The organism is Bradyrhizobium sp., from assembly GCF_050014615.1.
Classification (GTDB): domain Bacteria; phylum Pseudomonadota; class Alphaproteobacteria; order Rhizobiales; family Xanthobacteraceae; genus Bradyrhizobium.
Map to the genome: position 1 here is coordinate 1 of NZ_JBEKCZ010000073.1, position 25,506 is coordinate 25,506.

General features: G+C 62.2%; 24 protein-coding genes and 1 pseudogene. 11 read left to right on the forward strand and 14 right to left on the reverse strand.

The features are described from left to right. Positions 1 to 91: 91 nt before the first annotated feature. The 5 genes and pseudogenes from ABR948_RS13755 to ABR948_RS13775 all read right to left on the reverse strand — a co-directional run bounded on the left by ABR948_RS13755 (position 92) and on the right by ABR948_RS13775 (position 5,446). The gene (locus tag ABR948_RS13755) at positions 92 to 1,255 is read right to left on the reverse strand and encodes an aminotransferase (RefSeq protein WP_428118542.1); all 1,164 of its coding nucleotides are present in this window, start codon (positions 1,253 to 1,255) and stop codon (positions 92 to 94) included. Between the two features lie 8 nt (positions 1,256 to 1,263). Beyond that, on the reverse strand, positions 1,264 to 1,593 hold the full coding sequence (locus tag ABR948_RS13760; RefSeq protein WP_428118544.1) for a rhodanese-like domain-containing protein: 330 nt from the start codon (positions 1,591 to 1,593) through the stop codon (positions 1,264 to 1,266). 72 nt (positions 1,594 to 1,665) lie between these two features. Continuing rightward, positions 1,666 to 3,532 (reverse strand): annotated as a pseudogene (locus ABR948_RS13765) (potassium transporter Kup). Positions 3,533 to 3,810: 278 nt separating this feature from the next. Beyond that, the gene (locus ABR948_RS13770; protein WP_428118547.1) at positions 3,811 to 4,641 is read right to left on the reverse strand and encodes an OmpA/MotB family protein; all 831 of its coding nucleotides are present in this window, start codon (positions 4,639 to 4,641) and stop codon (positions 3,811 to 3,813) included. A 31-nt stretch (positions 4,642 to 4,672) separates the two neighbouring features. Next, positions 4,673 to 5,446: a motility protein A gene (locus ABR948_RS13775; RefSeq protein ID WP_428118550.1), complete on the reverse strand. Its 774-nt coding sequence runs from the start codon at positions 5,444 to 5,446 to the stop codon at positions 4,673 to 4,675. 453 nt (positions 5,447 to 5,899) lie between these two features. Between ABR948_RS13775 and ABR948_RS13780 the strand changes: the two genes are divergently transcribed. From ABR948_RS13780 to ABR948_RS13815, 8 genes are all read left to right on the forward strand, one after another. Continuing rightward, positions 5,900 to 6,790, forward strand: coding sequence for a helix-turn-helix domain-containing protein (locus ABR948_RS13780; RefSeq protein WP_428118552.1), 891 nt, complete (start codon positions 5,900 to 5,902; stop codon positions 6,788 to 6,790). Between the two features lie 263 nt (positions 6,791 to 7,053). Continuing rightward, on the forward strand, positions 7,054 to 8,394 hold the full coding sequence (locus ABR948_RS13785) for an MFS transporter (RefSeq protein ID WP_428118555.1): 1,341 nt from the start codon (positions 7,054 to 7,056) through the stop codon (positions 8,392 to 8,394). Positions 8,395 to 8,536: 142 nt separating this feature from the next. After that, positions 8,537 to 9,307 (forward strand): dihydroorotate dehydrogenase electron transfer subunit, encoded by a 771-nt coding sequence (locus tag ABR948_RS13790; RefSeq protein ID WP_428118558.1) that lies wholly within the window; start codon positions 8,537 to 8,539, stop codon positions 9,305 to 9,307. Beyond that, positions 9,304 to 10,251, forward strand: coding sequence for a dihydroorotate dehydrogenase (locus tag ABR948_RS13795; protein ID WP_428118561.1), 948 nt, complete (start codon positions 9,304 to 9,306; stop codon positions 10,249 to 10,251). The genes ABR948_RS13790 and ABR948_RS13795 overlap by 4 nt, the downstream gene beginning before the upstream one ends. Continuing rightward, positions 10,248 to 11,537: a Zn-dependent hydrolase gene (locus tag ABR948_RS13800; RefSeq protein ID WP_428118563.1), complete on the forward strand. Its 1,290-nt coding sequence runs from the start codon at positions 10,248 to 10,250 to the stop codon at positions 11,535 to 11,537. The genes ABR948_RS13795 and ABR948_RS13800 overlap by 4 nt, the downstream gene beginning before the upstream one ends. Beyond that, a complete protein-coding gene (pyrC, locus tag ABR948_RS13805; RefSeq protein ID WP_428118566.1) occupies positions 11,534 to 12,628 on the forward strand; it encodes a dihydroorotase in 1,095 nt (364 codons plus the stop codon). Before ABR948_RS13800 ends, pyrC begins: the two co-directional genes overlap by 4 nt. Then, positions 12,625 to 13,305 carry an orotate phosphoribosyltransferase gene (locus tag ABR948_RS13810; RefSeq protein ID WP_428118569.1) on the forward strand — a complete coding sequence of 227 codons (681 nt, stop codon included), beginning with the start codon at positions 12,625 to 12,627 and terminating at the stop codon, positions 13,303 to 13,305. Before pyrC ends, ABR948_RS13810 begins: the two co-directional genes overlap by 4 nt. Positions 13,306 to 13,326: 21 nt before the next feature. Further along, on the forward strand, positions 13,327 to 14,820 hold the full coding sequence (locus tag ABR948_RS13815) for an aspartate ammonia-lyase (RefSeq protein ID WP_428118571.1): 1,494 nt from the start codon (positions 13,327 to 13,329) through the stop codon (positions 14,818 to 14,820). Positions 14,821 to 14,890: 70 nt separating this feature from the next. Here ABR948_RS13815 and ABR948_RS13820 read toward each other — a convergent pair whose 3' ends face one another. Continuing rightward, positions 14,891 to 15,196, reverse strand: a complete 306-nt coding sequence (locus tag ABR948_RS13820; RefSeq protein ID WP_428118574.1) for a hypothetical protein — start codon at positions 15,194 to 15,196, stop codon at positions 14,891 to 14,893. Positions 15,197 to 15,408: 212 nt separating this feature from the next. Here ABR948_RS13820 and dapA point away from each other — a divergent pair, with 212 nt between their 5' ends. After that, positions 15,409 to 16,353 carry a 4-hydroxy-tetrahydrodipicolinate synthase gene (dapA, locus tag ABR948_RS13825; RefSeq protein ID WP_428118577.1) on the forward strand — a complete coding sequence of 315 codons (945 nt, stop codon included), beginning with the start codon at positions 15,409 to 15,411 and terminating at the stop codon, positions 16,351 to 16,353. Positions 16,354 to 16,481: 128 nt separating this feature from the next. Continuing rightward, positions 16,482 to 16,910 (forward strand): AprI/Inh family metalloprotease inhibitor, encoded by a 429-nt coding sequence (locus ABR948_RS13830; protein WP_428118580.1) that lies wholly within the window; start codon positions 16,482 to 16,484, stop codon positions 16,908 to 16,910. Positions 16,911 to 16,970: 60 nt separating this feature from the next. Here the strand turns inward: ABR948_RS13830 and ABR948_RS13835 are convergent, their stop codons facing one another. The 5 genes from ABR948_RS13835 to ABR948_RS13855 all read right to left on the reverse strand — a co-directional run bounded on the left by ABR948_RS13835 (position 16,971) and on the right by ABR948_RS13855 (position 21,949). Further along, positions 16,971 to 17,690, reverse strand: a complete 720-nt coding sequence (locus ABR948_RS13835; protein WP_428118583.1) for an RraA family protein — start codon at positions 17,688 to 17,690, stop codon at positions 16,971 to 16,973. 146 nt (positions 17,691 to 17,836) lie between these two features. After that, complete coding sequence (gene pssA, locus ABR948_RS13840; protein WP_428118586.1) at positions 17,837 to 18,715, reverse strand: CDP-diacylglycerol--serine O-phosphatidyltransferase; 879 nt, start codon at positions 18,713 to 18,715, stop codon at positions 17,837 to 17,839. Between the two features lie 83 nt (positions 18,716 to 18,798). Further along, entirely contained in the window at positions 18,799 to 19,497 is a 699-nt protein-coding gene (locus tag ABR948_RS13845; RefSeq protein ID WP_428118589.1) for a phosphatidylserine decarboxylase, read from the reverse strand. Further along, positions 19,497 to 19,898, reverse strand: coding sequence for an endonuclease domain-containing protein (locus ABR948_RS13850; RefSeq protein ID WP_428118592.1), 402 nt, complete (start codon positions 19,896 to 19,898; stop codon positions 19,497 to 19,499). Before ABR948_RS13850 ends, ABR948_RS13845 begins: the two co-directional genes overlap by 1 nt. 92 nt (positions 19,899 to 19,990) lie before the next feature. After that, a complete protein-coding gene (locus tag ABR948_RS13855; protein WP_428118595.1) occupies positions 19,991 to 21,949 on the reverse strand; it encodes an ABCB family ABC transporter ATP-binding protein/permease in 1,959 nt (652 codons plus the stop codon). Between the two features lie 215 nt (positions 21,950 to 22,164). Between ABR948_RS13855 and ABR948_RS13860 the strand changes: the two genes are divergently transcribed. After that, positions 22,165 to 22,764, forward strand: coding sequence for an LOG family protein (locus tag ABR948_RS13860; RefSeq protein WP_428118597.1), 600 nt, complete (start codon positions 22,165 to 22,167; stop codon positions 22,762 to 22,764). 3 nt (positions 22,765 to 22,767) lie between these two features. Here ABR948_RS13860 and ABR948_RS13865 read toward each other — a convergent pair whose 3' ends face one another. From ABR948_RS13865 to ABR948_RS13875, 3 genes are all read right to left on the reverse strand, one after another. Then, positions 22,768 to 23,166, reverse strand: coding sequence for a VOC family protein (locus tag ABR948_RS13865; RefSeq protein ID WP_428118600.1), 399 nt, complete (start codon positions 23,164 to 23,166; stop codon positions 22,768 to 22,770). Positions 23,167 to 23,283: 117 nt separating this feature from the next. Further along, entirely contained in the window at positions 23,284 to 24,882 is a 1,599-nt protein-coding gene (cimA, locus tag ABR948_RS13870) for a citramalate synthase (protein WP_428118603.1), read from the reverse strand. Next, a complete protein-coding gene (locus tag ABR948_RS13875; RefSeq protein ID WP_428118605.1) occupies positions 24,879 to 25,391 on the reverse strand; it encodes a GNAT family N-acetyltransferase in 513 nt (170 codons plus the stop codon). The genes cimA and ABR948_RS13875 overlap by 4 nt, the downstream gene beginning before the upstream one ends. Positions 25,392 to 25,506 lie beyond the last annotated feature (115 nt).

Here is a 25,506-nt window from a genome sequence, read left to right on the forward strand (position 1 = left end):
GACCTGAACCCCTCACCCCAACCCTCTCCCACAAGGGGAGAGGGAGCGCACCTGCTGTTGCTTTGGCAGATCGATCTAATTTCATCATGCTCTAGCGGCGGTGCACCGCGTCCGACAGACGCTCCAGCGCGGTGTCGAGGGTTGCATCCTTCTTGGCAAAACAGAACCGCACCACCGACGTCACCGCATCCTTTTCATAGAAAGCCGATACCGGGATCGCCGCGACCTTGTAGTCGGTCACGATCCGCCGGCAGAACGCCTCGTCGGTCTCGTTCAGACCGAGCGGCGAAAGGTCGACGGTCAGGAAATAGGTGCCTTGCGATGGCAGCACCGGAAAGCCGATGCGCTGCAGCCCCTGCGTGAGGCGATCGCGGCTGCGCGCCAGTTCCTTGCGCATGTCGAGAAAATAGTCGTCCGGTTTGCCGAGCCCGTAGGCGACCGCCACCTGCAAATTGGGCGCCGTGGTGAAGGTGAGAAACTGGTGAACTTTCGCGGCGACGCGCAGCAGCGGCGGTGCCGCGCAGACAAAACCGATCTTCCAGCCGGTCAGGGAAAAGATCTTGCCCGCGGAACCCACCTTGATGGTGCGGTCGCGCATCCCCGGGATGGTGATCAGCGGAATATGCTCGCGGCCGTCAAAGATCACATGCTCCCAGACCTCGTCGCAGATCGCGATGGTATCGAACTCCTGGCAAAACCGCGCCAGCAATTCCAGGTCCTCGCGCGGATAGACCACGGCGGCGGGATTGAGCGGATTGTTGAAAAGGACGGCCTTGGTCCTGTGGTTGAAAACCCCTCGCAACGCCTCCTCCGTCAACCGCCAATGCGGCGGTTCGAGCCGCACCAGACGCGGTATGCCCCCGGCCTGGCGGATGATCGGCAGATACGAATCGTACACCGGCTGGAACACGACCACCTCGTCGCCGGGCTCGACCACCGCCAGGATCGCCGACGTCAGCGCCTCCGTGCCGCCCGACGTCACCATCACCTCGGTCATCGGATCGAGTGCCAGGCCATGCCAGCGCCCGTAATGGGCCGCGATCGCCTGGCGCAATTCCGGAATGCCCATCATCGAGGGGTATTGATTATAGCCGTCCATGACGGCGTCGGAGGCGGCGCGGCGAATATCCTGCGGCCCGGGATCATCAGGAAAACCCTGGCCGAGATTGATCGCGTCGTTGTCGCGCGCGAGCTGCGACATCGCCTCGAAGATGGTGACGGGCAGATCCGCAAAAACCTTGTTCATGGAAGTCATGGGAGAGGTCAGCCGCCGGTCCTGGTCGGCAATCCCGCGGCCTTCCAGGCCAGCATTCCGCCCGCCAGGTGCTTGTCGTAGGCCAGGCCCGCGGCCTGAGCCGCCAGCGAGGCCGTCACCGACCGTTTCCCGGACCGGCAGGCGAACACCACCTCCTTGCCCTTCGGATCGGGGATAGCCTGCGGATCGAAGCTCGAGAGCGAAACCACGACCGCGCCGGGATAGGCATCCACGGCAACTTCGTTCGGCTCGCGGACGTCGACCAGAAGATAGCGTCCTTCGGCCATGCCCTTCGATACCTCGTCCGGCGTCAAATCGTGAACCTGATGATCCGCCACTCAAACCCTCCCTACGACCGTCACTGGTGTCGTGCGCACGGTGTGTATTCTAGTCGCAACCAGCTCAGGGAGCTAGACGGTGACCTGCGTTCCCACCTCGACCACCCGTCCGCTCGGAATCTGGAAATAGTCGGTCGCATCATTGGCGGTACGGCTGAGCGCGATAAAGAGATGATCCTGCCAGCGCGGCATTCCGGAATGCGCCGCCGGCTTCAGCGCGCGCCGCGACAGGAAGAACGACGTCGACATGATGTCGAACTGCCAGCCGAGCTTGCGGGCGATCGCCAGCGCCTTCGGCACGTTGGGCGATTCCATGAAGCCAAACCGCAGCGTCACCTTGGTGAAGGTCTTGCTGATTTCCTCCAGCCGCACCCGCTCCACCGGATCGATCCGCGGCGTCGGCGCGGTTTCGATGGTGAGGATGACATTCTTCTCATGCAGCACCTTGTAGTGCTTCAGGCTGTGCATCAGCGCGGTCGGCGCGCTGATCGGATCGCTGGTCAGGAATACGGCGGTGCCGGAAACACGCTGCGGCGGCCGCTTTTCCAGCATCGCCACCAGATCGGCCAGCGGAAACTCCAGCTTGCGCGACTTTTCGAACAATAGCCGGCTGCCACGCCGCCAGGTGTACATCAGCAGCATCACGACGGCGCCGAGCGCCAGCGGCACCCAACCGCCCTCCAGCACTTTCAACAGGTTCGCGGCGAGAAAGGTCAGGTCGAGAAACAGGAATGGCGCGATCAGCGCCGCGGCCGCGAACGGCGACCACTTCCAGACGCGCCAGATCACGACAAAACCCATCATCCCCGTCACCACCATGGTCCCGGTCACGGAAATACCGTAGGCCGACGCCAGCGCGCTCGAGGAGCGGAACATCAGCACCAGCAGCGTCACACAGACCAGCAGCAGCATGTTGATGCGCGGAATATAGATCTGGCCGGAATGGGATTCCGAGGTATGGCGGATCTCGAACCTCGGCAACAATCCGAGTTGAATGGCCTGACGGGTCAGGGAATAGGCGCCGGTGATCACGGCCTGGCTCGCGATCACAGTCGCGACCGTGGCGAGACAGACCATCGGCAACAGGGCCCAGTCCGGAAACATCAGGAAGAAGGGGTTTTCGATCGCCTTGGGATCGCCGATGACCAGCGCGCCCTGCCCGAGATAGTTCAGCGCCAGCGACGGCAGCACGATGAAAAGCCACGCGGTCTGGATCGGCCGCTTGCCGAAATGGCCGAGGTCGGCATACAGCGCCTCGGCGCCGGTGACCGCGAGAAATACCGCGCCGAGCGTCACGAACCCGATGATGCCGTGATGGAGCATGAACGAGACGGCGTACAGCGGATTGAGCGCCATGAAAATTTCGGGATGCTGCATGATCGGGGTAATCGCGCCGATCGCGATGATACCGAACCAGATACACATCACCGGCCCGAAGAAGGCCGCGACGTGCGCGGTGCCGCGCGACTGAGCCGCGAACAGCACCAGCAGAATGAGCACCGTCAGCGGCACCACATACGGATCGAAGGCCGAGGTGACGAGCTTGATGCCTTCGATCGCCGACAGCACCGACAGCGCCGGCGTAATCACCGCGTCACCATAAAACAGCGCGCCGCTGACGATCCCGAGCAGGACGATGGCGCCGGCGCCCTTGCTGACCGCGCGTTGCGCGAGCGCCATCAGCGCCAGCGTTCCTAATGAGCGCCCACAGGATCAGGGAAACAACGCCGAGTACCGCCCCGGTATCGACGACGCCCGAAGCACCGCCGGCCGCCACCACGGCCTCACGCAGCGCGTAAAGCGGACTGGTACCGATGTCGCCATAGACGACGCCGATGCTGCCGATCAGCAGGGCTTTGAAGCCCGCCGTGGAATGGGCCGCGCCATGCCCACTGGCCGCCGTCGTTTCCGGGGCGGGAGCTACAACATCACTGGTCATGGAAGTGGGAGCCTCAAGATGCTTCACTGCACGATGGCAAAGCGAGGCGGCTTATAGTCCTGCGCTTGAAGCATAGCCTAGCCTGATTTTGAGCCCATGCCATGCAAAAATGTTAATTGCAAGCCAGGCCCGATTTCGGCCGCGCGGCCGACAGCAATGCGAATAGCCAATGACGAGTAGAATCGCGCACCCAGCCCATCAACAGGGCAATTCCGGCAGTGCCGAACCTTCCACGAGGCGATCCTCGCCACGAAAGGTACTATAGTAGCATGACGGAATTATGGCTTCATATCCGGCGGCAGCGGCGGATCTTCGCGCATCAGCGTAATGGTCACGCGGCGGTTCGCCGACAGCGAAGGATCGTCGGGAAACAGCGGCTGGGTGTCGGCTTTTCCCGAGATCCCGAAGATGTGCGCGGGCGGTAGCCCTTCCCTTTCGAGGATCTGGCGCACCGCGTTCGCCCGGTCCGCCGACAGATCGAATGCGCCGTAATCGCTTTGCGATGGCACGAAGCCGGCGGCGGTATGACCGACGATGGATATGCGCAGTGGCGTCGCTTTGAGAGGCCCCGCGAGTTTCTCGATCAGCCGGCGGGTGCGCTCATACGGCACCTTCGAACCATCGGCGAACATCGATCGGCCGTCCTGGTCGACGATTTCGAGATTAAGGCCCTCCTTGGTTTCCTCAAACATGATGTGCTTGGAAATCTCGGTGAGCTCCGGCATGTCCTGCAACGCCTGCCGCAGCGAGGCCGAGGCCAGCGCGAATTCGCGATCGACCTTCAGGTGGGCGCCGGAAACGCGCATGTGATCCTGCTCGTTCGGGGTCGGCGTATTGGAGGCTTCCTCCGGCGGAATATGCGCGGTGTTCTTCAGCTTCGGCCGTGTCGGCAGGCCGTCGGACTCGATGATTCCGGAATAGCGCGCCTCGGTTTGCACGCCGAAAGCATCGCGCATCGAACCGGCGACGATTTTGAGCTTGTTGTTGTCCATGGTGGAAAACGCGACGAGCATCACGAAGAAGCTCATCATCAGGCCCATGAGGTCGGCAAAGGTCACGAACCAGCCGTGTCCTCCGCCATGTGCGTCGCCGCGTTTTTTCTTGGCCATGGTTGGTTTTCCGAAACCGAGGTCGGACGCTTTACGCCGGGACCGGTTCGCTTTCCTCGTGGCGATGTTTTTCAGGCAAATACGCCAGCAACATTTCGCGCACCAATGTCGGACTCTTGGAGTCCCGGATCATCAGGATGCCGTCGATGATCAGGGTGCGATTGGTCTCCTCGTCGAGCAGCTTGACGTGCAGCTTGTCGGCGAGCGGCAGGCAGAACAGGTTGGAGACCAGCGCGCCGTACAGCGTTGCCAGCAATGCGGTGGCCATGAACGGACCGAGCTTGGACGGATCGGTCATGTTGGCGAACATCTGCACCATGCCGATCAGCGTGCCGACCATGCCGAACGCCGGCGCGCAGTCGCCGATAGCACGGTAGATCTTGCCGCCTTCGTCGAGATGCATCAGGAAGTTGTCGCGGTCGCGCTCGAGATTGTCGCGGATGAATTCGAGATCATAGCCGTCGGCGACGTAGCGAATGCCCTTGGCGAGGAACGGCTCGTCGGTTTCGACTTTTTCGAGGCCGACCGGTCCCTGCTTGCGGGCGATTTCCGCGATGCGGGCGAGTTCGTCAACCAGATCGCGCGCCGACAGCCGGCTCATCGTAAAGGCAAACTTCGCTCCCAGCGGCAAGCCATGCATAATGGCGCTGAGCGGAAAGCGGATCATGGTAGCGGCGATCGATCCGCCGAAGATGATGATGACCGCGTGTTCACTCCAGAACATCTCCATACTGCCACCCAGCAGCATGATGACGGTGATGACGGCAATGCCGCACAACAGACCAATCAACGTCATAATATCCATGGGAGACTCCAACGCGAACCACCGGCCGTCCTGGACGGTGACGCGGCTCGTTCTGATCCGCGCAACGGCCACCCTAAGTCCCTCGCCATTAAAGACGCGTTACCGAATTTGGTAGGCATAACAAGTGGTTAATAAATGGCTAGACCACCGGTCATCCGACTGTGTTTGCTGGGCTTCTGCTTGATGGCGTCTGATTTTTCGGGATCGGGAGAAACAGGTTCGTCGCGCGGCGATTAACGTTTGACGTCTTCGGCTTTGCCCCCGGCCGCGGACTCTCGCGCTCCATCGCGTCGCTTCAGAAAAAACGCCGGCAGCAGGCCTTCACGACAGCGTTCGACCGATGCGCGCCGAACGCAGTCGCTGTGGTTCGGCTGGCTTGCTTCCTCGCGATGAATGATTGGGCGCCAGCTAGCCGAGCTTTTATTTGAAAAAGAAGTCCGATAATAATCTGATATGGCAATCGATTACGTTCAGGTCGGGCAGCGTCTGCGCGCTCATCGCGTCGGATCGGGCATGTCGCCCGAGCAGGTTGCTGAGCTTCTCGAGATATCGCGCGCAGCCCTGTACAATTATGAAAAGGGCGAAGGTCCGGTCAAGCTGGAGACACTGGAGCGCATCGCGGAGCTTCTCGACACCTCCCTGCCCTCCATCCTCGGCGTCGGGACCGAATATTTCTCCAGCGCCATTGCCTATTTCGAGCGCCTGCGCCAGATCGAGGCGGCGTCCGAACGCGTCCTGGTCTACTACGAGCCCGTGACCTTTTTGCTCACGTCCGATGAATACCCGAAGCTGCTGCGCGATATGCTGATGGAAGGCCTGCCCGAACAGCTTCCGAACCGGAAGAAGGCGCAGGCCGAGATCGAAAGTTTGATATCGATCTTGTCTGAGCGCCGAACCACCATCGCGCGCGGCGGTCCGAGCTTTGCCGGCATCATTGGCGCCACCCAGGTCAGGCGCCTGCTGCGAACCGGTCTGATCGGGACCTACGATCTCCCCAAGGCCGAGCGCGAACGGCGGCGGCTGGCGGCGCGCCGGGAGGTCGAACGGATCGCGGTCATCATGGAGAACGAGCCGGTCGGAATTCAGATCGGTATCGTTGACGATACACTTCCCAATCAGACCTTTGAAATATGCCGATCGCGCAACGGCACGGTGCTGGTTGCCGTGAGCCCGTTTCGCCTCGGAGAATTGCCGAATGTGCGGCTGGGAGTGGCCAGCGTGACCGCGGCACAGGAGGCCGTCGATCTCTATCAGAAGCTCGCGGAGCAGATGTGGAACCGTGCGGCCAAGGGGACCAGCGGTGCCGCGTTGCTCCGCAAGTGCCTCAAGGAGCCTCAGATCTAGGCAGGCTGATCGGTTCGGCGAAACCTGCCAAGGCCGGACTCTCCATCCCGGCCATCCTCTATCGCCGGTCAAGCCGGGACTGGAAGCGGAACTCCGCGATCGCGAAAACCGGTGGAATTCCATATCATTAAGGGCTGTCTTCGGCAGGAAATCAGGCGAAAGCCCGATCGAATGACGCTACCGCACCTTATGCCGATCCCATCGGCCCAGAATCTAGTCAGTCTATGTTTATGGAATAATCTTGATTTTTATACGACACGGGTGTGAACTCCGGCCTTCGGGTTTGCGATCGCTTCGCTCGACACTGCTTCGTACGGTTTGAGACATCATCGTTGGGACAGGGGATCATCATGAGCCATTTTGAGGGCACCGCCGATAGCGCCATCCTGGAAAGCAATTTTACGCCCGCCAAGGAACACGAAGCCCGCAAGGCGCTGTTGGGATCCGCGTTGGGTTATGCGATGGACGGGTTCGATCTCCTGATCCTCGGATTCATGCTGCGCGTTATTTCTTCGGATCTCGGATTTGGTCCGGCGCAAGGCGCATCCCTTGTCACGGCCACCCTGATCGGCGCCGTCATCGGCGGTATCGTCTTTGGCATGTTGTCGGACCGCATCGGCCGCGTCCGTGTACTGACCTGGACCATCGTGCTGTTCGCGGTCTTCACCGGCATGTGCGCCCTCGCCCAGGGCTACTGGGATCTTTTGATCTACCGCACCATCGCCGGCATCGGGCTCGGCGGCGAATTTGGCATCGGCATGGCCCTGGTCGCCGAAGTGTGGCCGGCGTCAAAGCGGGCGCGGGTGTCATCCTATGTCGGATTGGGATGGCAGCTTGGCGTGCTCGCAGCCGCCATCGTGACGCCGATCCTGCTTCCGGTCATCGGCTGGCGCGGCATGTTCGCGATCGGAATTCTTCCCGCGATCGCCGCCTATTTCATTCGCCACAATCTCCACGAGCCCGACGTGTTCGTCGAGCGCACGGCCGGACCTCCGGCCACCAGCCTGCCGATCAACCTGCTGGTCAAGGACGTCGAAACCACCAAGATCAGCATCGGCATGATCATTCTCTGCTCCGTGCAGAACTTTGGCTACTACGGTGTCATGATCTGGCTGCCCAACTATCTGTCGTCGCGGTTCGGCTTTGGCCTGGCCCAATCGGCGACCTGGACCGCCGTGACGATCGCCGGCATGGCGGTGGGCATTTTCGTATTCGGTCATGTCGCCGACCGCCTCGGCCGGCGGCCCGCTTTCATCACCTATATGCTCGGGGCAGCGATCATGGTCGTGGTCTATTCAAAGCTCACCGACCCGACGGCATTGCTGATCGGCGGCGCCATCATGGGCCTGTTCGTCAACGGAATGCTCGGCGGCTACGGCGCATTGATGAGCGAACTTTATCCGACCACCGCGCGCGCCACGGCTCAGAACGTGCTGTTCAATGTCGGACGCGCGATCGGCGGCCTCGGTCCGATCGTGGTGAGCGCGGTGGCGGCCGCCTACGGCTTCGATACCGCGATCGCATTGCTGGCATTGCTGTACATCGTCGACATGCTGGCATTCCTGCTGCTGATCCCGGACCGACGCGGCGCCGAGCTGACCTGACTGCGTTAGCCGCTATTCCCACCACGAGGCCATCATGCAAGGTCAGGGTCCAATTTCACCCGTCACGACTGATTCAAGCTTTCCAAACCGGGGCGCGGAGACCAAGACACCTTGGTCTCCGAGCGTCGTGGGGGAAGACGCCGTGGTGCTGTCGAACGACAGCGTCAATTTGGAGTATCGCCATCTCGTGGTGCGATGCGGTCCGGTCTCCGCCAGCGCCGTGCCGGGTCAATTCTTTCAATTGCTCTGCCCGCACACCGACGGAGATCGACCATTCCTGCGGCGGCCGATGAGTCTCTACGGCGTAAACCCCGCCCGCCGCGAAGTCGAGTTTCTCTACAAAGTTGCAGGTGCGGGAACGCGTGGTCTCGCGACGCTTCGAGCCGGCGACACCATCGACATCATGGGCCCTCTCGGGACAGGCTTCACGCTTGATCCAAAGCTGCGCCACATCGTCGCGATCGGACGTGGCGCGGGCCTGGCGACACTTGCGCCGCTGGCACAGGCGGCCAAAGCCAACGGCACCAAAGTGACGGCCATCTTCAGCGCGCGGCGCCCCGAACTGATGGTATCCGTCGATTTGTTCAAAGGTCACGGCGCTGAAGTCATTGCCGTTACCGATTCCGAGAGTACCAGCGGGCCGTCGAATATCGAGCGCCTGCTGCGCGGATTGATTGCGGGGGGCCGCTGCGAAGCATTCTATACCTGCGGTTCAAGCCGGCTGCTTCGCGTGCAACAGCGGCTTGCCCGCGAGTTCAATATTCCCGGTCAGGTCGCGATGGAACAGCAAATGGCCTGCGGTATCGGCCTGTGCTTCTGTTGTGTGAGGGATTTCAATGTCGGTGGAGAGATTGTGCACCGAAGGGTCTGCTGGGACGGACCGGTATTCGACATGATGGAAGCGCTGCCATGATCGATCTTTCCGTCCGCGTCGGCGGTCTCACGCTCGCCAATCCTGTCATGCCGGCTTCCGGAACCTTCGCCGAAGGCCTCGACAGAGTGATGGACTTCAACCGTCTGGGCGCCTTCGTGACCAAGACCGTCACGCGCGAACTGCGCGCCGGCAATCCGCTTCCACGCGTCGTCGAACGGGCCGGCGGGCTGATCAACTCGATCGGAATTCCTTCGAAAGGCGTGCCGTATTTTCTCGAGCAAACCCTGCCCTATTATGCCAGGTACAAGCCGCCGCTGGTGGTCAGCATATCGGCTCCGACGGCGGAGGATTTTGCCAGTCTGGCGTCTGAGCTGACGCGCGCCGGCGTTGCCGCGATCGAGGCCAATATCTCGTGCCCCAATATCGAGGAAGACGGCAAGGCTTTCGCGATGCGGGCCGCCTCGACGGAATCGGTGGTGCGTCATCTGCGGGCGGCAACGTCGTTACCGCTCTGGGTGAAATTGACGCCGAACACCGGCGACCTCCCGGAAGTCGCGCGCGCGGCCGAACTCGCCGGCGCCGACGCGCTGGTGGTCGCCAACACCATCCTGGCGATGGCCATCGACCTCGAGACCTTCAAGCCCTGCCTGGGCAACATCATGGGCGGCCTGTCCGGACCCGCCATCAAGCCGATCGTGCTGCGGCAAGTCTATCAATGCGCCCGGGCGGTGAAGATTCCGGTGATCGGTTGCGGCGGCATTTCGACCACCGAAGACGCCGTCGAATACATGCTGGCTGGCGCCACCGCGGTGCAGGTCGGCACCGCCACATTCGTTCAGCCGGCGACGATGACCACGATTATCGATGGCCTGGTGAAATTCTGCGAGCGCCGCGACATCGTTCGGGTCGCCGATCTCATCGGCGCCGTTGTGAACGAAGAATCCGACGAGCCGGAACTCTCCTGGCTGGCGCCGCCGACATGATGGTGATGGACGCCGTGATACCCGCGATGGACGTCAGGCGCGATAAGGCGTTTTGCGAGCAGCTGTTCGCAGCCCTGCGCGCCGCCACCAGCGATGGCGTCGGCATCACGCGGGAGAGTTATGGCGCGGGTGAGTCCCTGGCGCTCGATATGATCGACAACGCGGCCCAGGAAAGCGGCCTGACCAGCGAACGCGACGCCGGCGGCAATCTCGTGGTGACCCTGCAAGGCACGCAGCCCGATCTGCCTTTTCTGGCCTGCGGATCGCACCTCGATTCCGTTCCGCAAGGCGGCAATTACGATGGCGGCGCCGGCGTCGTCGCCGGCCTGACTGTCCTGGCGGGATTGAAGCGCGGCGGTTTCGTGCCGCGACGAACCCTGAAATTGTTCGGGTTGCGGGGTGAGGAAAGTGCCTGGTTCGGCAAGGCCTATATGGGATCCAGCGCACTGTTCGGCCGTCTGACCCCGGACGATCTGGCGTCACCGCATGCCGTAACCGGTCGACCGCTAAAGGAGTGCATGCGCGACGTCGGCGCGGATGTCGAGCGCATCGCGCGCGGAAAGCCGTTGCTGGACAGCAAGACCGTCGCCGCCTGGGTCGAATTGCATATCGAACAGGGACCCGTTCTGGTCGCGCGCGAATTGCCGATCGGGATCGTCACCGGCATTCGCGGCAACATCCGACACCGAACGGTGGAGTGCATCGGCGAGGCCGGACACTCCGGCGCGGTGCCGCGCTGGCTGCGCCGCGATGCCGTATTCGCGACAGCCGAACTGATCACCCATCTCGACCGTCACTGGCGCACCCTGCTCGAGCGCGGCCGCGATCTCGTCATTACGTCTGGCATTATGGGCACGGACAGCTCGGAGCACGCCATCGCGCGCATTCCCGGCAACGTCAAATTCAGCTTTGAGGCCCGCAGCCAGAACCAGGAAACGCTCGAGGCGTTCTACGACCTTTTCGTATCGGAATGTGCCAGTATCGGCGATGAACGCGGCGTGGAATTCAAGCTGGACCGCCGGTTGCAGTCCGCGCCGGCGACCATGGATCCCACCTGGATCGACAAACTGCGCGCCGCCGCCCGCGACCTCGGCCTGCCGGACGAGCCAATTCCCAGCGGGGCCGGACATGACGCGGCGGTATTTGCCAATGCCGGGATTCCGAGCGCCATGATATTCATCCGCAACGAAAACGGCTCGCATAATCCGCACGAAGATATGAAGATCGAAGACTTCATGTCGGGCGTTGCCGTCATGCGCAAGGTCCTTGCAGAGGCTGCCCTATGACCCTTGATCATCTGTTCGACGCCGCCGCCAAGCCGAAATCCGGACCCGCTGGTTCCATCACCATCCGGCGCCCGGATGACTGGCATATCCATCTGCGCGACGGCGCGATGCTGCGCGCCGTGCTGCCCTTCACGGCCGCACAATTCGCTCGCGGAATTATAATGCCGAATCTGGTGCCGCCGGTCACCACCGTGGCCGCCGCCGCGGCGTATCGGGAACGCATTCTCGCTGCTCGCCCCGCCGGAAGCGATTTTCGCCCCGTGATGACCTGCTATTTGACCGACCAGACCTCCGCGGACGAGATCGAGAAGGGCCACGCCGAAGGGGTCTGGATTGCCGCCAAGCTTTATCCCGCCGGCGCCACCACCAATTCCCACCACGGCGTCCGCGATCTCGGGGCGCTTCGCCCGGTGCTGGAGCGGATGGAGCGCATCGGCATGCCGATCCTGATTCACGGCGAGGCCACCGATCCCGCGGTCGATATCTTTGACCGTGAGGCCGTCTTCATGGAGCAAGTCCTGCTTCCATTCCTCGGCCATTATCAGGGATTGAAGGTCGTCATCGAACACGTCACGACGCAAGAGACCGCCGATATCGTGCGGGCGCATGCGCCGCGGGTGGCCGGCACCATTACGCCGCATCACCTCATGATCAACAGGACCTCGCTATTCCAGGGTGGTCTTCGCCCGCATCTGTATTGTCTCCCGGTCGCCAAGCGCGAGCGTCACCGGCTGGCCCTGCGCCGCGCCGTGACATCAGGCGATGCCTGTTTCTTCATTGGAACCGATACCGCGCCCCACACCGCGCGGACCAAGGAGGCGAGTTGCGGATGTGCCGGCGTATTTGTCGGCGCCACGGCGCTGCAGACCTATACCCAGGTTTTCGACGAAGAAGGCGCGCTCGACCGGCTGGAAGCGTTCGCATCGTTGAATGGCGCGGGGTTCTATGGATTGACGCCCAATTCAGGAACCGTCGACCTGCACCGCCGTGCTGGCGCCATGCCGGCGGCGGTCGCGGTCGAGAATGATGAAGTCGTGATATTCCGCGGCGACGAGACACTTCCCTGGTCGATCGGCGAGATCAAGCCATGACGGTAGATGACATCGGCGCGGCGACGGCACGGCTGCTGATCAAGGCAGGTGCTATCCAGATCAGCCGCGAGCGCCCCTATGTTCTTGCCGCAGGCTGGGCCAGCCCGGTTTACGTGGATTGCCGGCTCTTGATCGGCGAACCCCAGTTTCGAAAGGAAGCGGTTCGATTGGCCGCGGCGGCCGTATGCGGCATGATCGAGCCCGACAGCTTCGACGCCCTTGCCGGGGCTGAGACGGCCGGCATCCCCTTCGCCGCCTGGCTGGCGGATGCGCTCGACGTGCCGCTGCGCTACGTGCGCAAACGCCCCCTCGGCATCGGTCATAACGCCCAGGTCGAGGGCGGATCCGTCGAAGGGCTGCGCGTGCTTTTGGTCGACGACCTCACAACCGACGCGACCAGCAAGGTCTCCTTTGCCAATGGACTGCGGCAGGCAGGTGCGGTGGTAACCGACGTTCTGACGATTTTTTACCACTCGGCCTTTCCCGGCGCGCGCGATCGTCTGGCTCAGACTGGTCTTTCGCTGCATCCGCTGGCAACATGGAATGACGTGCTGCGGGCAGATGTCGGACAATTCGACCCCGCGGACCGTCGGCAGATCGAGGATTTTCTGGCAGATCCCGTTGCCTGGTCGACTCGCCACGGAGGACGTTCAGCGTTACAAGCCCGCAAACGCTGAATTCACCAAGAAGGATATCCGATGACAGACGACGGCACACCCGCAGTTGCGGCGCCTCAGACCGTGGAAGTCGCCACCACACGGTCCATCGAGCTTTCCAAGGTTGCCACGCGGAGCGAGCATGATCTGCTCGGCAATGCCGATGTGCCGGAGAGTGCCTATTGGGGCATTCATACGCTGCGGGCGGTCGAGAACTTTCCCATCACCGGCGTGTCTGTCGGTCATTTTCCGGATTTCGTGCGTGCGCTCGTGCTGGTCAAGCAGGCCGCGGCCCGCGCCAACCAGCGTCTCGGCCACTTGCCGGCCGCGAAAGCCGAAGCCATCGACCGCGCCTGCGACCTGATCGCGAAAGATGGCCGCTATCACAATCAGTTCGTGGTCGACGCCGTGCAGGGCGGCGCGGGCACGTCGACCAACATGAACACCAACGAGGTCATCACCAATGTCGCCCTGGAGTTGATGGGCAAGAAGAAGGGCGATTACAGCGCGCTTCACCCCAACGACGACGTCAACATGGCGCAATCGACCAACGACGCCTATCCCACCGCGCTGCGGCTCGCGATTATTTTCGCGTCCGGTCCGCTGATCGCGGCGCTCGACGAACTGGCGCTGGCGTTCAAGTACAAGGCCGTCGAATTCGGCAACATCCTCAAGATCGGGCGTACCCAGTTGCAGGACGCGGTGCCGATGACGCTGGGGCAGGAATTCGACGGTTTCTTCGCCACCATCAAGGAAGATATTTCGCGCCTCAAGGAGGCGGCGGCTTTCTTCCGTGAGGTCAATCTTGGCGCCACCGCGATCGGGACCGGGATCAATGCGGATCCGCGCTATGCCGCGCTGGCGATTGAAGAGCTCGCCCACCTCTCCCATGAGTCGATGGTACCCGCCGGCAACCTGATCGAGGCGACCTCCGACATGGGGGCCTTCGTGCTGTTTTCGGGCGTGCTGAAACGCGTCGCCGTGAAACTTTCGAAAATCTGCAACGATCTGCGATTGCTCTCCAGCGGTCCGCGCGCCGGCTTTGGCGAGATTCGCCTGCCGACGGTTCAGGCCGGCTCCTCGATCATGCCGGGCAAGATCAATCCCGTGATACCCGAAGTCGTCAATCAGGTCGCGTATCTCGTGATCGGACACGATCTGACGATCACGATGTGCGCGGAAGGCGGGCAGCTGCAGCTCAACGCATTCGAGCCGACCATCGGCTATTGCGTGATGTCTTCGCTGCGCGTTCTCACGGCTGCGATCAATACACTGACGCGTAAATGCGTCGTCGGCATCGAGGCCGATGAGGAACGCTGCCGCGCGCTGGTCGAGGACAGTATTGGCCTCGTGACCGCACTGGTGCCCGCGCTCGGATACGAGGTCTGTTCACGCGTCGCCAAGCAGGCGCTCGCGCAAAAACGCCGCGTTGCCGACATTGTCCTGGAAGAGAAACTGCTCACACCCGAGCAGATTGAACGCCTGTTCCGTCCCGAGGCGATGACGGCGCCGATCCGTTCGTCCAAAGGTTTTTGAAAAGGTTTTTGACCGACATTCGGATCGAACGGCAAAGACGTCGTTCGATCCGATGCGATTTATCACGCGATCAGAAAAGCTCGGCGGCGGCAATCCTGTTCAGCGCGGCAAGCTGCTGCTCGACCGGTGCGCCGATCGAACGATCGCCCTCCTCGACCAGATCGAGGAATACGTCATAGGCGTGCTTTGCGACATCGGTCGGCAGAGGCTCTTCGTCGAACGCCGTGATATAATGTCCGGCAAGATTGGCCAGCAGACGATAGAGCGCCCTGTGCTCGGCGTCCGTCGCACACAATTCCAGGGCCTTGTCTCGGAAGGATTTGAAGGTTCGAAGGCCGGGATGTTGTTCGCTCAGCCAGTCGCGAAGATCAGTCAAGATGATGGCTCCTTCTCGGAACGTGAAGAAGCAAGTGCTTATAGCTTGCGGCCATCGATTTTGCAAGTTTTTCTGGATTAATCCAGGAATCTAAACAAACCGGTTCCGGCGCAACTTTCGAGCGGCCGCGGACGGCTGATCTTATGGGGCTCCTATGCGATCGCCGTCCGTCTGCCCTCGAATTCATATCCGGCCGGGAAGATATTGGGGACATGCGTTGGCTCACCGGCTACATCCCAGATCTTCCCACCCCGTTCGATGAAAACGGCGAGATCGATTTAACCTCGTTTACCAAACTTTGCGAACGTCAGATCGCAGCCGGCGTCTCCGCGATCGTGGTCGGCGAAACAGCCGGCGAGGCCTCAACGCTGACGCCGGCCGAGCACGGCGCCATTGTTCGCGCCGCCGTCGGGACCGCGCGTGGCCGCGCTCGAATCATTGCCGGAGCGGGATCGAATTCAACCAGCCAGGCCATCGAGTTGACTCGGCGCGCCGTAGCCGCGGGCGCCGACGCCGTGCTCTCGGTCGTGCCTTATTACAACAAGCCGATGCAGTCCGGCATTTTGAGGCATTTTCAGGCGATCGCCGACTCGACCGATCTTCCCATCATCCTGCATGACATTCCCTCCCGAACGATCCGCGAACTGTCCGACGACACCCTCGCGCGGCTGGCGGAGTCGCGTCAATTCATCGGATTGCGGGATGGGAGCGGCGATATCGCGCGTCCGCTGCGCCTGCGGGCGCGATTGCCAAGCGGCTTTCGCCTGTTGTCCGGAGACGATGCCACCGCGCTGGCCTTTCTGGCCCTTGGTGGGGATGGCTGCATCTCGATGGTGTCGAATATCGCGCCGCAGGCGTGTCGAACTATGTTTTCGAGTTGCAGGGAAGGACGATTGCCGTCGGCGAGATTTGTGCAAAGCCGGCTTGCGCCGCTGGCGACCGCGCTCGCCAAAGAGAGCCCGGCGGCCCTGAAATATGCGTTGTGCCTGCTCGGCCTCATGCACCCGAACACCCGTCTGCCGATCGTCGGATTGGCCGAAGCCGCGAAGGCCGAAGTGGCGAGCGCGATCGGCGAGATGAATGACGAAGATCTGGCCTGCCGGAGCGAAGGCTGGCTTGACCTTTCCGTCAATAAGGCCGCGGCCGCTGCGTTGTAGCAATTGCTCCCGGGGGTTTCAGTCCGCGTTAATCGCCTTGTAAAGACCCCCACAGGTAGCGCCCTGACACGGTGGCAACATTCTGGTAAGCAGAATGATCGCCCCCTTCAGGTCCGTACCCGCATTTCATGGCATCTCGCATCGCCACCCTTCCGCTCCTGGTCTGCACCGCGCTGCTTGCGGCCTGCAGCGGCGGCAGCGACCGCTTTTCATTGGACGGCAGTACCTCGAGCAGCCCGCCAGCTAGCGCGGCCCCTGCCAGCTCTGCCGCGGCAGCCCCGCCCCTCAACCTGGCGGGCCGATGGACGCTGTCGTCCACGGGGACAAGCTCCTGTGCCATGACGTTCGGCGCCGCCCCGAACGCAACCGAAGGCAGCATCGCGCCCGCCGGAGGCTGCCCGTTCAATTTTTTCACCAGCCGGAAGTGGACCTATTCCGAGACCGGCCTGACCATACGCGACCACACCGCGCAAACCCTGGCGCAATTGGCCCCCGCGGGGCCCAATCGCTTTGAGGGCAAGACCAGTTCCGGCCAGGATATTGCCCTGTCGCGCTAACGCAAAAAAGCCCTCGGATTTGATCCGAGGGCTGGTACCGGTTTTGCGCAACCAAAGCCGTCAGTGAATTTCGGCCGACCGCTTCAGCGCCGCTTTCAGCTTCTCAAGCGTGAAATCCGGGCTGCGGGCGATCTCCAGAATGGGTGTCTCGCGGCGGCCGCAGAGTTCGGCGGCGTCCGGCAGCTTCGGGGCAATATCGCCCGGAATCACAATCGCGCCGTGGCTGTCGGCGTGAATGAGATCATCCGATCGCACGGTCATGCCGGCGACGCGAACTTCGCCGCCGAAGCTTTCGGCATGAACCCAGGCGTGAGAGGGTCCGATGGAACCCGCCAGCGCCTGGAAGCCCGGCGCCCATTGCGGGATGTCTCGAATGGAGCCATCCGTGATCACACCGAGGCAGCCGAGCGCCTTGTGCACATTGCTCTGGACCTCGCCCCAAAACGCGCCATAGCCGACATCGGCGCCGTCGATATCCTGGATCACGGTGATGCGCGGCCCGAAACCAGTGCCCATATATTCGTAATAAGCGATGCGGCGCCGGGCCTGCTCGTCGGCCGGCAGGCCGGACTTGAGCACCGATCGGATCGTCACGGTCCGCGCATAACCCACCATCGGCGGCAGGGCGGGAAACGGGCACACCAGCGGCTTGGTGGTGTAGCCGATCAGACGCCGTTCCGGGGCGACGACTTCCATCGCGTTGCAGATCGTCGGCGTGTCATAGCGCCCGAGCGCTTCAAGAAGCGAAGCGGGCAGCGGCGCTTTCGTCGAATTCGTCACGGCGTTTTCTCCAGAATTCAGGGGCCGGCCGTTTTCTGAAGGGCCGTACGGCCAGCCATATAGCCGAGATCGGGATCGAACCCAACTCGGCTGTCACTCATGGCAGATATCTGGCAATGACCTCGTCGATCGCTCAAGCCAACCGCTCAGTTCAGCCGGGTCGGCCGGTCGTCCTCTACCTGTTCGGAGACCGTCGGAACGAACGGGGACGCCGGATTTGACGGAGCGACACCGGCCGGCGTCACCGCTTGCGCGGCGGCTTTGCGCTCATGGTCGCGGTAGGATTTCCATCCGGCGGGCAGACTGAGCAGATACAGCACGGTGCAGGCGGAAAGAATGTACCAGGGATAGCCGATCAGAAGCGCGATGAAGAACACAACGGAGACGAAAACCGGCAGCACCATTTCCGGCGGCACCCGCATGCGCACCGTCTTGCCGGAAAACACCGGCAGCCGCGAAACCATCAGGAACCCGATCAGCAGCGTATAGAACGCGGTCAGCACCGCCGGCGGTCGCGGCAGGCCTAGGAACGCGAGGTAGATCGGCAGCAGCACCAATAACGCGCCCATGGGCGCCGGGACGCCGGTGAAGTAATTCGCCGCGAACGCCGGCTTGTTGGGGTCGTCCATGGTCGCGTTGAAACGGGCGAGCCGCAGGCCGCCGCTGATCGCGAAAACCATCGCGGCGATCCAGCCGCCATTGTTCAGCTCATGCAGCTGCCAGAAATACAGGATCAGTCCGGGCGCGACACCGAAATTGACGAAATCGGCGAGGCTGTCGAGTTCCGCCCCGAATTTCGACTGGCCCTTGATCATGCGTGCGACCCGGCCGTCGAGGCCATCGAGTATGGCAGCGAACACGATCGCTCCCACCGCCAGTTCCATCCGCCCTTCCGTCGACAGGCGGATCGCCGTCAGACCCGCACAGATCGCCAGCAGGGTGATGAAATTGGGCACCAGCATCCGGATCGGAATCGGACGAAACCGGCGGCGGCGCATTTCAGGGTATTTGGGATCGACAGGCATCTGCATGGCCAGACCATATATAGCAAGCGCCGGCGCATTCCGCCATTGCGGTGCGCCGCCGCCGGGTTCGACCACTCGGATGGTTAATCGGCGCGGTAGGTTCGGCCGCCGTCGCCCAGCCTGAAATCGGCCAGAATGGTCTCCCCGGCCACCGCGGTCTGACCTTCCGACACCACCGCGCGCGTGCCTTCGGGCAGATAGACGTCGAGACGCGATCCGAAGCGGATCAGCCCGAACCGCTCGCCGGCGCCGATCGACTGCCCTTCGCGAACAAAGGACACAATCCGTCGCGCCACCAATCCCGCGATCTGGATCACGCCGATGCGGCCATTGGGAGTCGAGATCACCAGCGAATTGCGTTCATTGTCCTCGCTGGCCTTGTCGAGTTCGGCGTTGATAAAGGTGCCCGGACGGTACGCGATGCGGTCGATCCGTCCGGCCACCGGACTGCGGTTCACGTGGCAATTGAACACGCTCATGAAGATCGAGATCCGCGGCAGCGGCTTGTCGCCGAGACCGAGTTCAGCCGGCGGCAGCACCTGTGTGATCATCGAGATGCGCCCGTCGGCCGGCGCCACAACAATGCCCTCGCGCACCGGCGTCACCCGCACCGGATCGCGAAAGAACAGCGCGCACCAGACCGTCAGCAAGGTGCCGATCCAGCCGAGCGGCGTCCACAGCCAGAACAGCACCAGGCTCACCAGTGCAAAGCCGCCGATAAACGGATAGCCCTCGGGATGAATAGGCGGAATTTGCGCGCGAATGGAATTGGCGATCGACATCAAGACTCACTGTCATCTTTCCCCTCCCCCCTTGTGGGGGAGGGTGGCGCGCCGCGAAGCGGCGTGTCGGGAGAGGGGTTTGTGCTTGCGGCCATTATCGCGTCAAGAACGCCGCCGGTATTGTTTAGCACCTCATTATTCCAGAACCTTAGAACGCGAAAGCCCTGACCTTCGAGCCAATGTGTGCGCCTGTCGTCAGTTTCGCTATCGGCATGTTGGCCACCATCCACTTCGACAATGAGATGTCGTCGAAAGGACACAAAATCTACGATGTATCTTCCGATCATCGCCTGTCGCTTGAATTTCATGCCCTGGAAGCGATGGGCGCGAAGCAAATACCAAAGGCGTCGCTCTGCCTCTGTCATGTTGGCACGAAGAGCTTTGGCGTGACTGAGTGCCATACCCCTCTCCCGGCTCGACTGCGTCGAGCCACCCTCTCCCACAAGGGGAGAGGGGACTATCCCTCGCTCGGCTTAAACGGAGCCGCTCATTATCATTCGGCAGCGGCCGGCGTTACCAGCACGTCGTCAACTGGCGGCGGCACCCGGTTCGGCGCGTCGTTCTCGTCGGCAATCCGCGCCAACCTCTCCCGCGCCTCCTGAGCCTCGCGCTGCCTGTTCCACATACTGGCATAAAGTCCGCCGCTTGCCAAAAGCTGGGCATGCGTTCCGCGCTCGGCGATGCGGCCCTGGTCGAGCACGATGATTTCGTCGGCGCCGACGATCGTGGACAGCCGATGCGCGATCACCAGCGAGGTGCGGTTGCGCGACACCCGTTCCAGTGATTCCTGAATTTCGTGCTCGGTATGACTGTCGAGCGCCGAGGTCGCCTCATCGAGCACCAGGATCGGCGGTGCCTTGAGCACGGTCCGCGCGATCGCGACGCGCTGCTTTTCGCCGCCGGATAATTTCAGGCCGCGTTCGCCGACCTGGGTTTCATAGCCCTTGGGCGACATCCGAATGAAGCCATCGATTTGAGCCAGCTGTGCCGCCTCCTCCACCTCGGCATCGCTGGCGTCCCAGCGGCCGTAGCGAATGTTGTAGCGGATGGTGTCGTTGAACAGCACGGTATCCTGCGGAACCATGCCGATCGATGCCCGCAACGACGATTGGGTGACGTTTCGGATATCCTGGCCGTCGATCAGGATCTTGCCGCTGGAGACGTCATAGAGCCGAAACAGCAGGCGCGAAATGGTCGATTTGCCGGCGCCGGACGGCCCGACAATCGCGACCGTGCGACCGGCAGGCACCTCGAAACTGAGACCCTTCAGGATCGGACGCTCGGGATCATACGAGAATTGCACGTTGTCGAAGCGAATATGGCCTGACGTCACGACCAGCGGCTTGGCGTTGGGGATATCCTTGATTTCGGGGTTACGCGACAGCACGGCGAACATCTTCTCGATGTCGATGACCGCCTGCTTGATCTCGCGATAGACCATGCCCATGAAGTTCAGCGGCTGGTAGAGCTGGATCATCATGGCGTTGACCATGACGAAATCGCCCACCGTGTTTTTCCCGCTGCGCACACCGATCGCACACATCACCATGGTCGCGGTAAGACCGGCGGTGAAGATGATCGCCTGCCCGGTGTTGAGCACCGCGAGCGAGGTATAGGTTTTCACGCTGGCGCGCTCGTAGCCTTCCATCGAACGGTCGTAGCGGGTGGCCTCGCGCTCCTCGGCGCTGAAATATTTGACGGTCTCGTAATTCAGCAGCGAGTCGATCGCCTTGGTGTTGGCGTCGGTGTCGGATTCGTTCATCCTGCGGCGAATCTCGATCCGCCATTCGGTCGCGATATAGGTATAATACATGAAGACCACGACCGTGATCAGGGTCGCGACCACATAGCGCCAGTCGAACTGCCACAGCAGCACGCCCATCAGCAGCGACACCTCGACGATGGTCGGCACCAGTTGCAGGATCACCATCCGCACGATGACTTCGATGCCGGAGCGGCCGCGCTCCAATACCCGCGTCAGTCCGCCGGTCTTGCGCTCGAGATGAAAACGCAACGACAGTTCATGCATGTGAACGAAGGTGAGATAAGCGAGCTTGCGCACCGCGTGCATCGCCACGCGCGCGAAAATTCCGTCGCGCCATTGGGTCAGGATCGCCATCAGCACCCGCAAGGCGCCGTAGCTTGCGGTCATGATCAGCGGCGAGGCAATCAGCCACAGCGTCCAGTTTGACGATTGCACCGGAGCGGTATCGGCGCCGGTCAGCGCATCGATCGCCCATTTGAAGGTGAACGGCACCGACAGCGTCGCCAGCTTGGCGACCAGCAGCAGCACGATCGACCAGACCACGCGCATCTTGAGATCGACGCGATCGCCGGGCCAGATATAGGGCCACAGGTGCACCAGCGTCCCGACCAGGGTCGCCTGCTCGATGGGCTTGTCGGAGGGAGGCAGCGCTTCCCCGGTACCCCCGGACGAATCAGTATGAGCCATCAATCAGAGCCTGGAACAAACCGGCGCGCCGGTTTGCGATCGCGGGTGTTTTCTGTTCATTTGCATTCTGCCCGGTCATATAGAGCGTTTGAATGCTCCGTGCACCCTTAACGGCAGCAATTCTTTGGCGATTTGGCGGGATTTGCGGATAGATTCGGCTGCGACAGCGAATCGGATGGCTTGACGGCTTTACGCTGCAGTGCCACATGGAAATCATGAGCAAGATCAAAACCGTCTGCGTCTATTGCGGCTCCGGCCCCGGCACCGACCCCCGTTTTGTCGAAGCCGCCATCGCACTGGGAAAATCGCTCGCCGAAAACGGCATCCGCCTCGTCTATGGCGGCGGCTCGATCGGGCTGATGGGCGCCGTGGCCACCTCGGTCCTCGATCACGGCGGCACCGTGACCGGCATCATCCCCGACTTTCTCACCACCCGCGAAAACGCCCTCAAGCGGGTTCAGGAGATGATCGTCACGCCCGACATGCATGAACGCAAGCGGCTGATGTTCGAGCATTCCGATGCCTTCGTGGCGCTGCCCGGCGGGATCGGCACGCTGGAGGAACTGGTGGAGCAACTGACCTGGCAGCAGCTTGGCCGCCACGCCAAGCCGATCCTGATCGCGAACATCGCGGGTTTCTGGGAACCCTTGCTGGCGCTGCTCACGCACATGCGCGCGACGCAATTTATTCGCCCCACGCTGGCGGTCGAGATTCTGAAAGCCGAACGGGTCGAGGATATCCTGCCGCGGCTGCAAGCCGCAGCGAACGTCGCCTCGCAAGAGCCGATGGCCCCCGAGATCGCGCGCGGCCTATAGCTTCTACGGCGCCGCACCGTTCGCGTCGTCTTTCGGAAACGTCACCGCCTCGATCCTGTTGCCGTCGGGATCCCTGACGAAGGCGGCGTAATAACGCACGCGGTCATGCGGGCGCAGGCCCGGCGCGCCATCGGAGCTGCCTCCGGCATTCAGCGCCGCCGCATGGAACGCGTCGACCTCGCCGCTCGATTTCGCCCGCAGACAGATGTGGGCGCCGCTGTCCGGCTCGGCCCGCGCCATATCGGCCCGCAAATTGATCCAGAACTCGGGATAGGCCTTGCCGAAACCGACCGTCGCCGGACGCGTGACCAGCCGCACCAGGCCCAGCGGCGCCAGCGTCGCTTCGTAAAAGCCCGCGGCACGGTTGAGATCACTGACGCCGACTGAGATGTGATCGATCATGGATGGCTCCCTATGAAACGTCATTCCGGGGCGACGCGAAGCGGCGAACCCGGAATCTCGAGATTCCGGGTCTAGTCCTTCGGACTATCCCGGAATGACATATGGTATGCTGCGCTCTCACGCCGGCGCGCCGGATTTCACCAGTTTGTAGACCACCGAATCCATCAGCGCCTGGAATGAAGCGTCGATGATATTGGGCGATACCCCGATCGTGGTCCAGCGCTCGCCTTCCTCATCGGCACTTTCGATCAGCACCCGCGTCACCGCTTCGGTGCCGCCATTGAGGATACGCACGCGATAGTCGATTAGCTTCAGGCCTTCGATATATTTCTGGTATTTGCCGAGATCCTTGCGCAGCGCCACGTCGAGCGCGTTGACGGGGCCATTGCCTTCCGCCGCCGAGATCAGTTTTTCGCCATCGACATCGACCTTCACCACCGCCATCGCCACCGTGATGCGCTGGCCATTGGCGTTATAGCGTTGCTCGACATTGACATCGAATTGCTCGACCCGAAAATATTCCGGCACCCGCCCGAGCGTGCGCCGCGCCAACAGGTCGAACGACGCGTTGGCGGACTCATAGGCATAGCCCGCGGCTTCGCGCTCTTTCAACTCCTCGACCAGACGGACCAGCTTCGGGTCATTCCTGTCATAGGCAATGCCGGCCCGATCGAGCTCGGCGATCACATTCGAACGGCCGGCCTGATCGGAGACCAGCACTTTGCGATGATTGCCGACCGCCTCGGGCGCCACATGTTCGTAGGTCTGCGGATCCTTGAGCACGGCTGAGGCGTGAATGCCGGTCTTGGTCACGAACGCGCTTTCGCCGACATAGGGCGCGTGGCGATCCGGGGCCCGATTGAGCATGTCGTCCAGCGTCCGCGACACCTTCATCAGGGTCGTCATCTTGTCCGGCGAGACGCCGATCTCGAAGCGATCGGAAAACTCAGGCTTGAGCCGCAAGGTCGGGATCAGCGAACACAGATTGGCGTTGCCGCAGCGCTCACCGAGACCGTTCAGGGTGCCCTGGATCTGACGGGCGCCCGCGCGTACCGCGGCCAGCGAATTGGCCACGGCCTGTTCGGTGTCGTTATGGGCGTGGATGCCGACGTGATCGCCAGGAATATGTTTTGTCACCTCGGTGACGATGGTCTCGATCTCATGCGGCATGGTGCCGCCATTGGTGTCGCACAACACCACCCAGCGCGCGCCGGAATCGTAGGCCGCCCTGGCGCAGGCCAGCGCGAATTCCGGATTCTCCTTGTAGCCGTCGAAAAAATGCTCGCAGTCGAGCATGACTTCGCGACCCGCCGATGCCGCAGCCTTCACGCTGTCGCGGATCGAGGCCAGGTTTTCCTCGTTGGTGGTCTCCAGCGCGACGCGGACCTGATAGGCTGATGATTTTGCGACAAAGCAGATCGCCTCGGCCTCGGCTTCCAGCAGCGCCGCCAGACCCGGATCGTTGGAGGCGGAGCGGCCGGGGCGCCGGGTCATGCCGAACGCGGTAAACCGGGCGTGGCTGAGTTTCGGCTTCTGCGAAAAAAACGCGGTATCGGTGGGATTGGCGCCGGGATAGCCGCCCTCGACATAATCGATGCCGAGTTCGTCGAGCATCTGCGCGATCAACTGCTTGTCATGCAGCGTGAAATCGACGCCGTTGGTCTGCGCGCCGTCGCGCAGCGTGGTATCGAACAGATAAAGCCGTTCGCGCGTCATGTCGGAACTCCCGGCGCGGCATTACCGGCCAGCGTTTTCTGCATCGTGGTGTTGGCCAGCCATTCGCCGTTGACGGTGATGGTGTTGCGCTGCTTGCCGACATAGCCGCGCTTTAGAAAGAACTCGTGCGCATTGTCGCTGGCATCGACCGTGAGGCTCTTGGCGCCGCGGCCGCCGGCGAGTTTTTCCAGCGCATCGCACAACATCGCAGCCACGCCCTGCCCGACCGCGCTGGGGTGAACATAGAGCATGTCGATATGATCGCCGCCCTTCAGCGCGGCAAACCCCACCTGCGAATTCCCCTGCGTCGCGACCAGCGTGAGTTCAGACGCGAGGCGCTTGCCGAATTCTTCCTCGTCATCGACGGCGCTGGCCCAGGCCTGCTGCTGCGCTTCGCTGTAATCGTCGCCGGTCAACGCCTCGACACTGGCCGCGAAGATCGCCGCCAGCACAGGCGCATCCTCGGCCAGGAACGGCCGCAGAGCTGGTTTGGGCAGCGCCTGTCCCATTATCGCGCGATCTCCCAGGTGGTCACGGGCCTACCGTCAGTGTCCTTGCCATCTTTCAGCACTACGCCCATGGCCGCAAGTTCATCACGGATACGATCGGATTCTTTGAAATCCT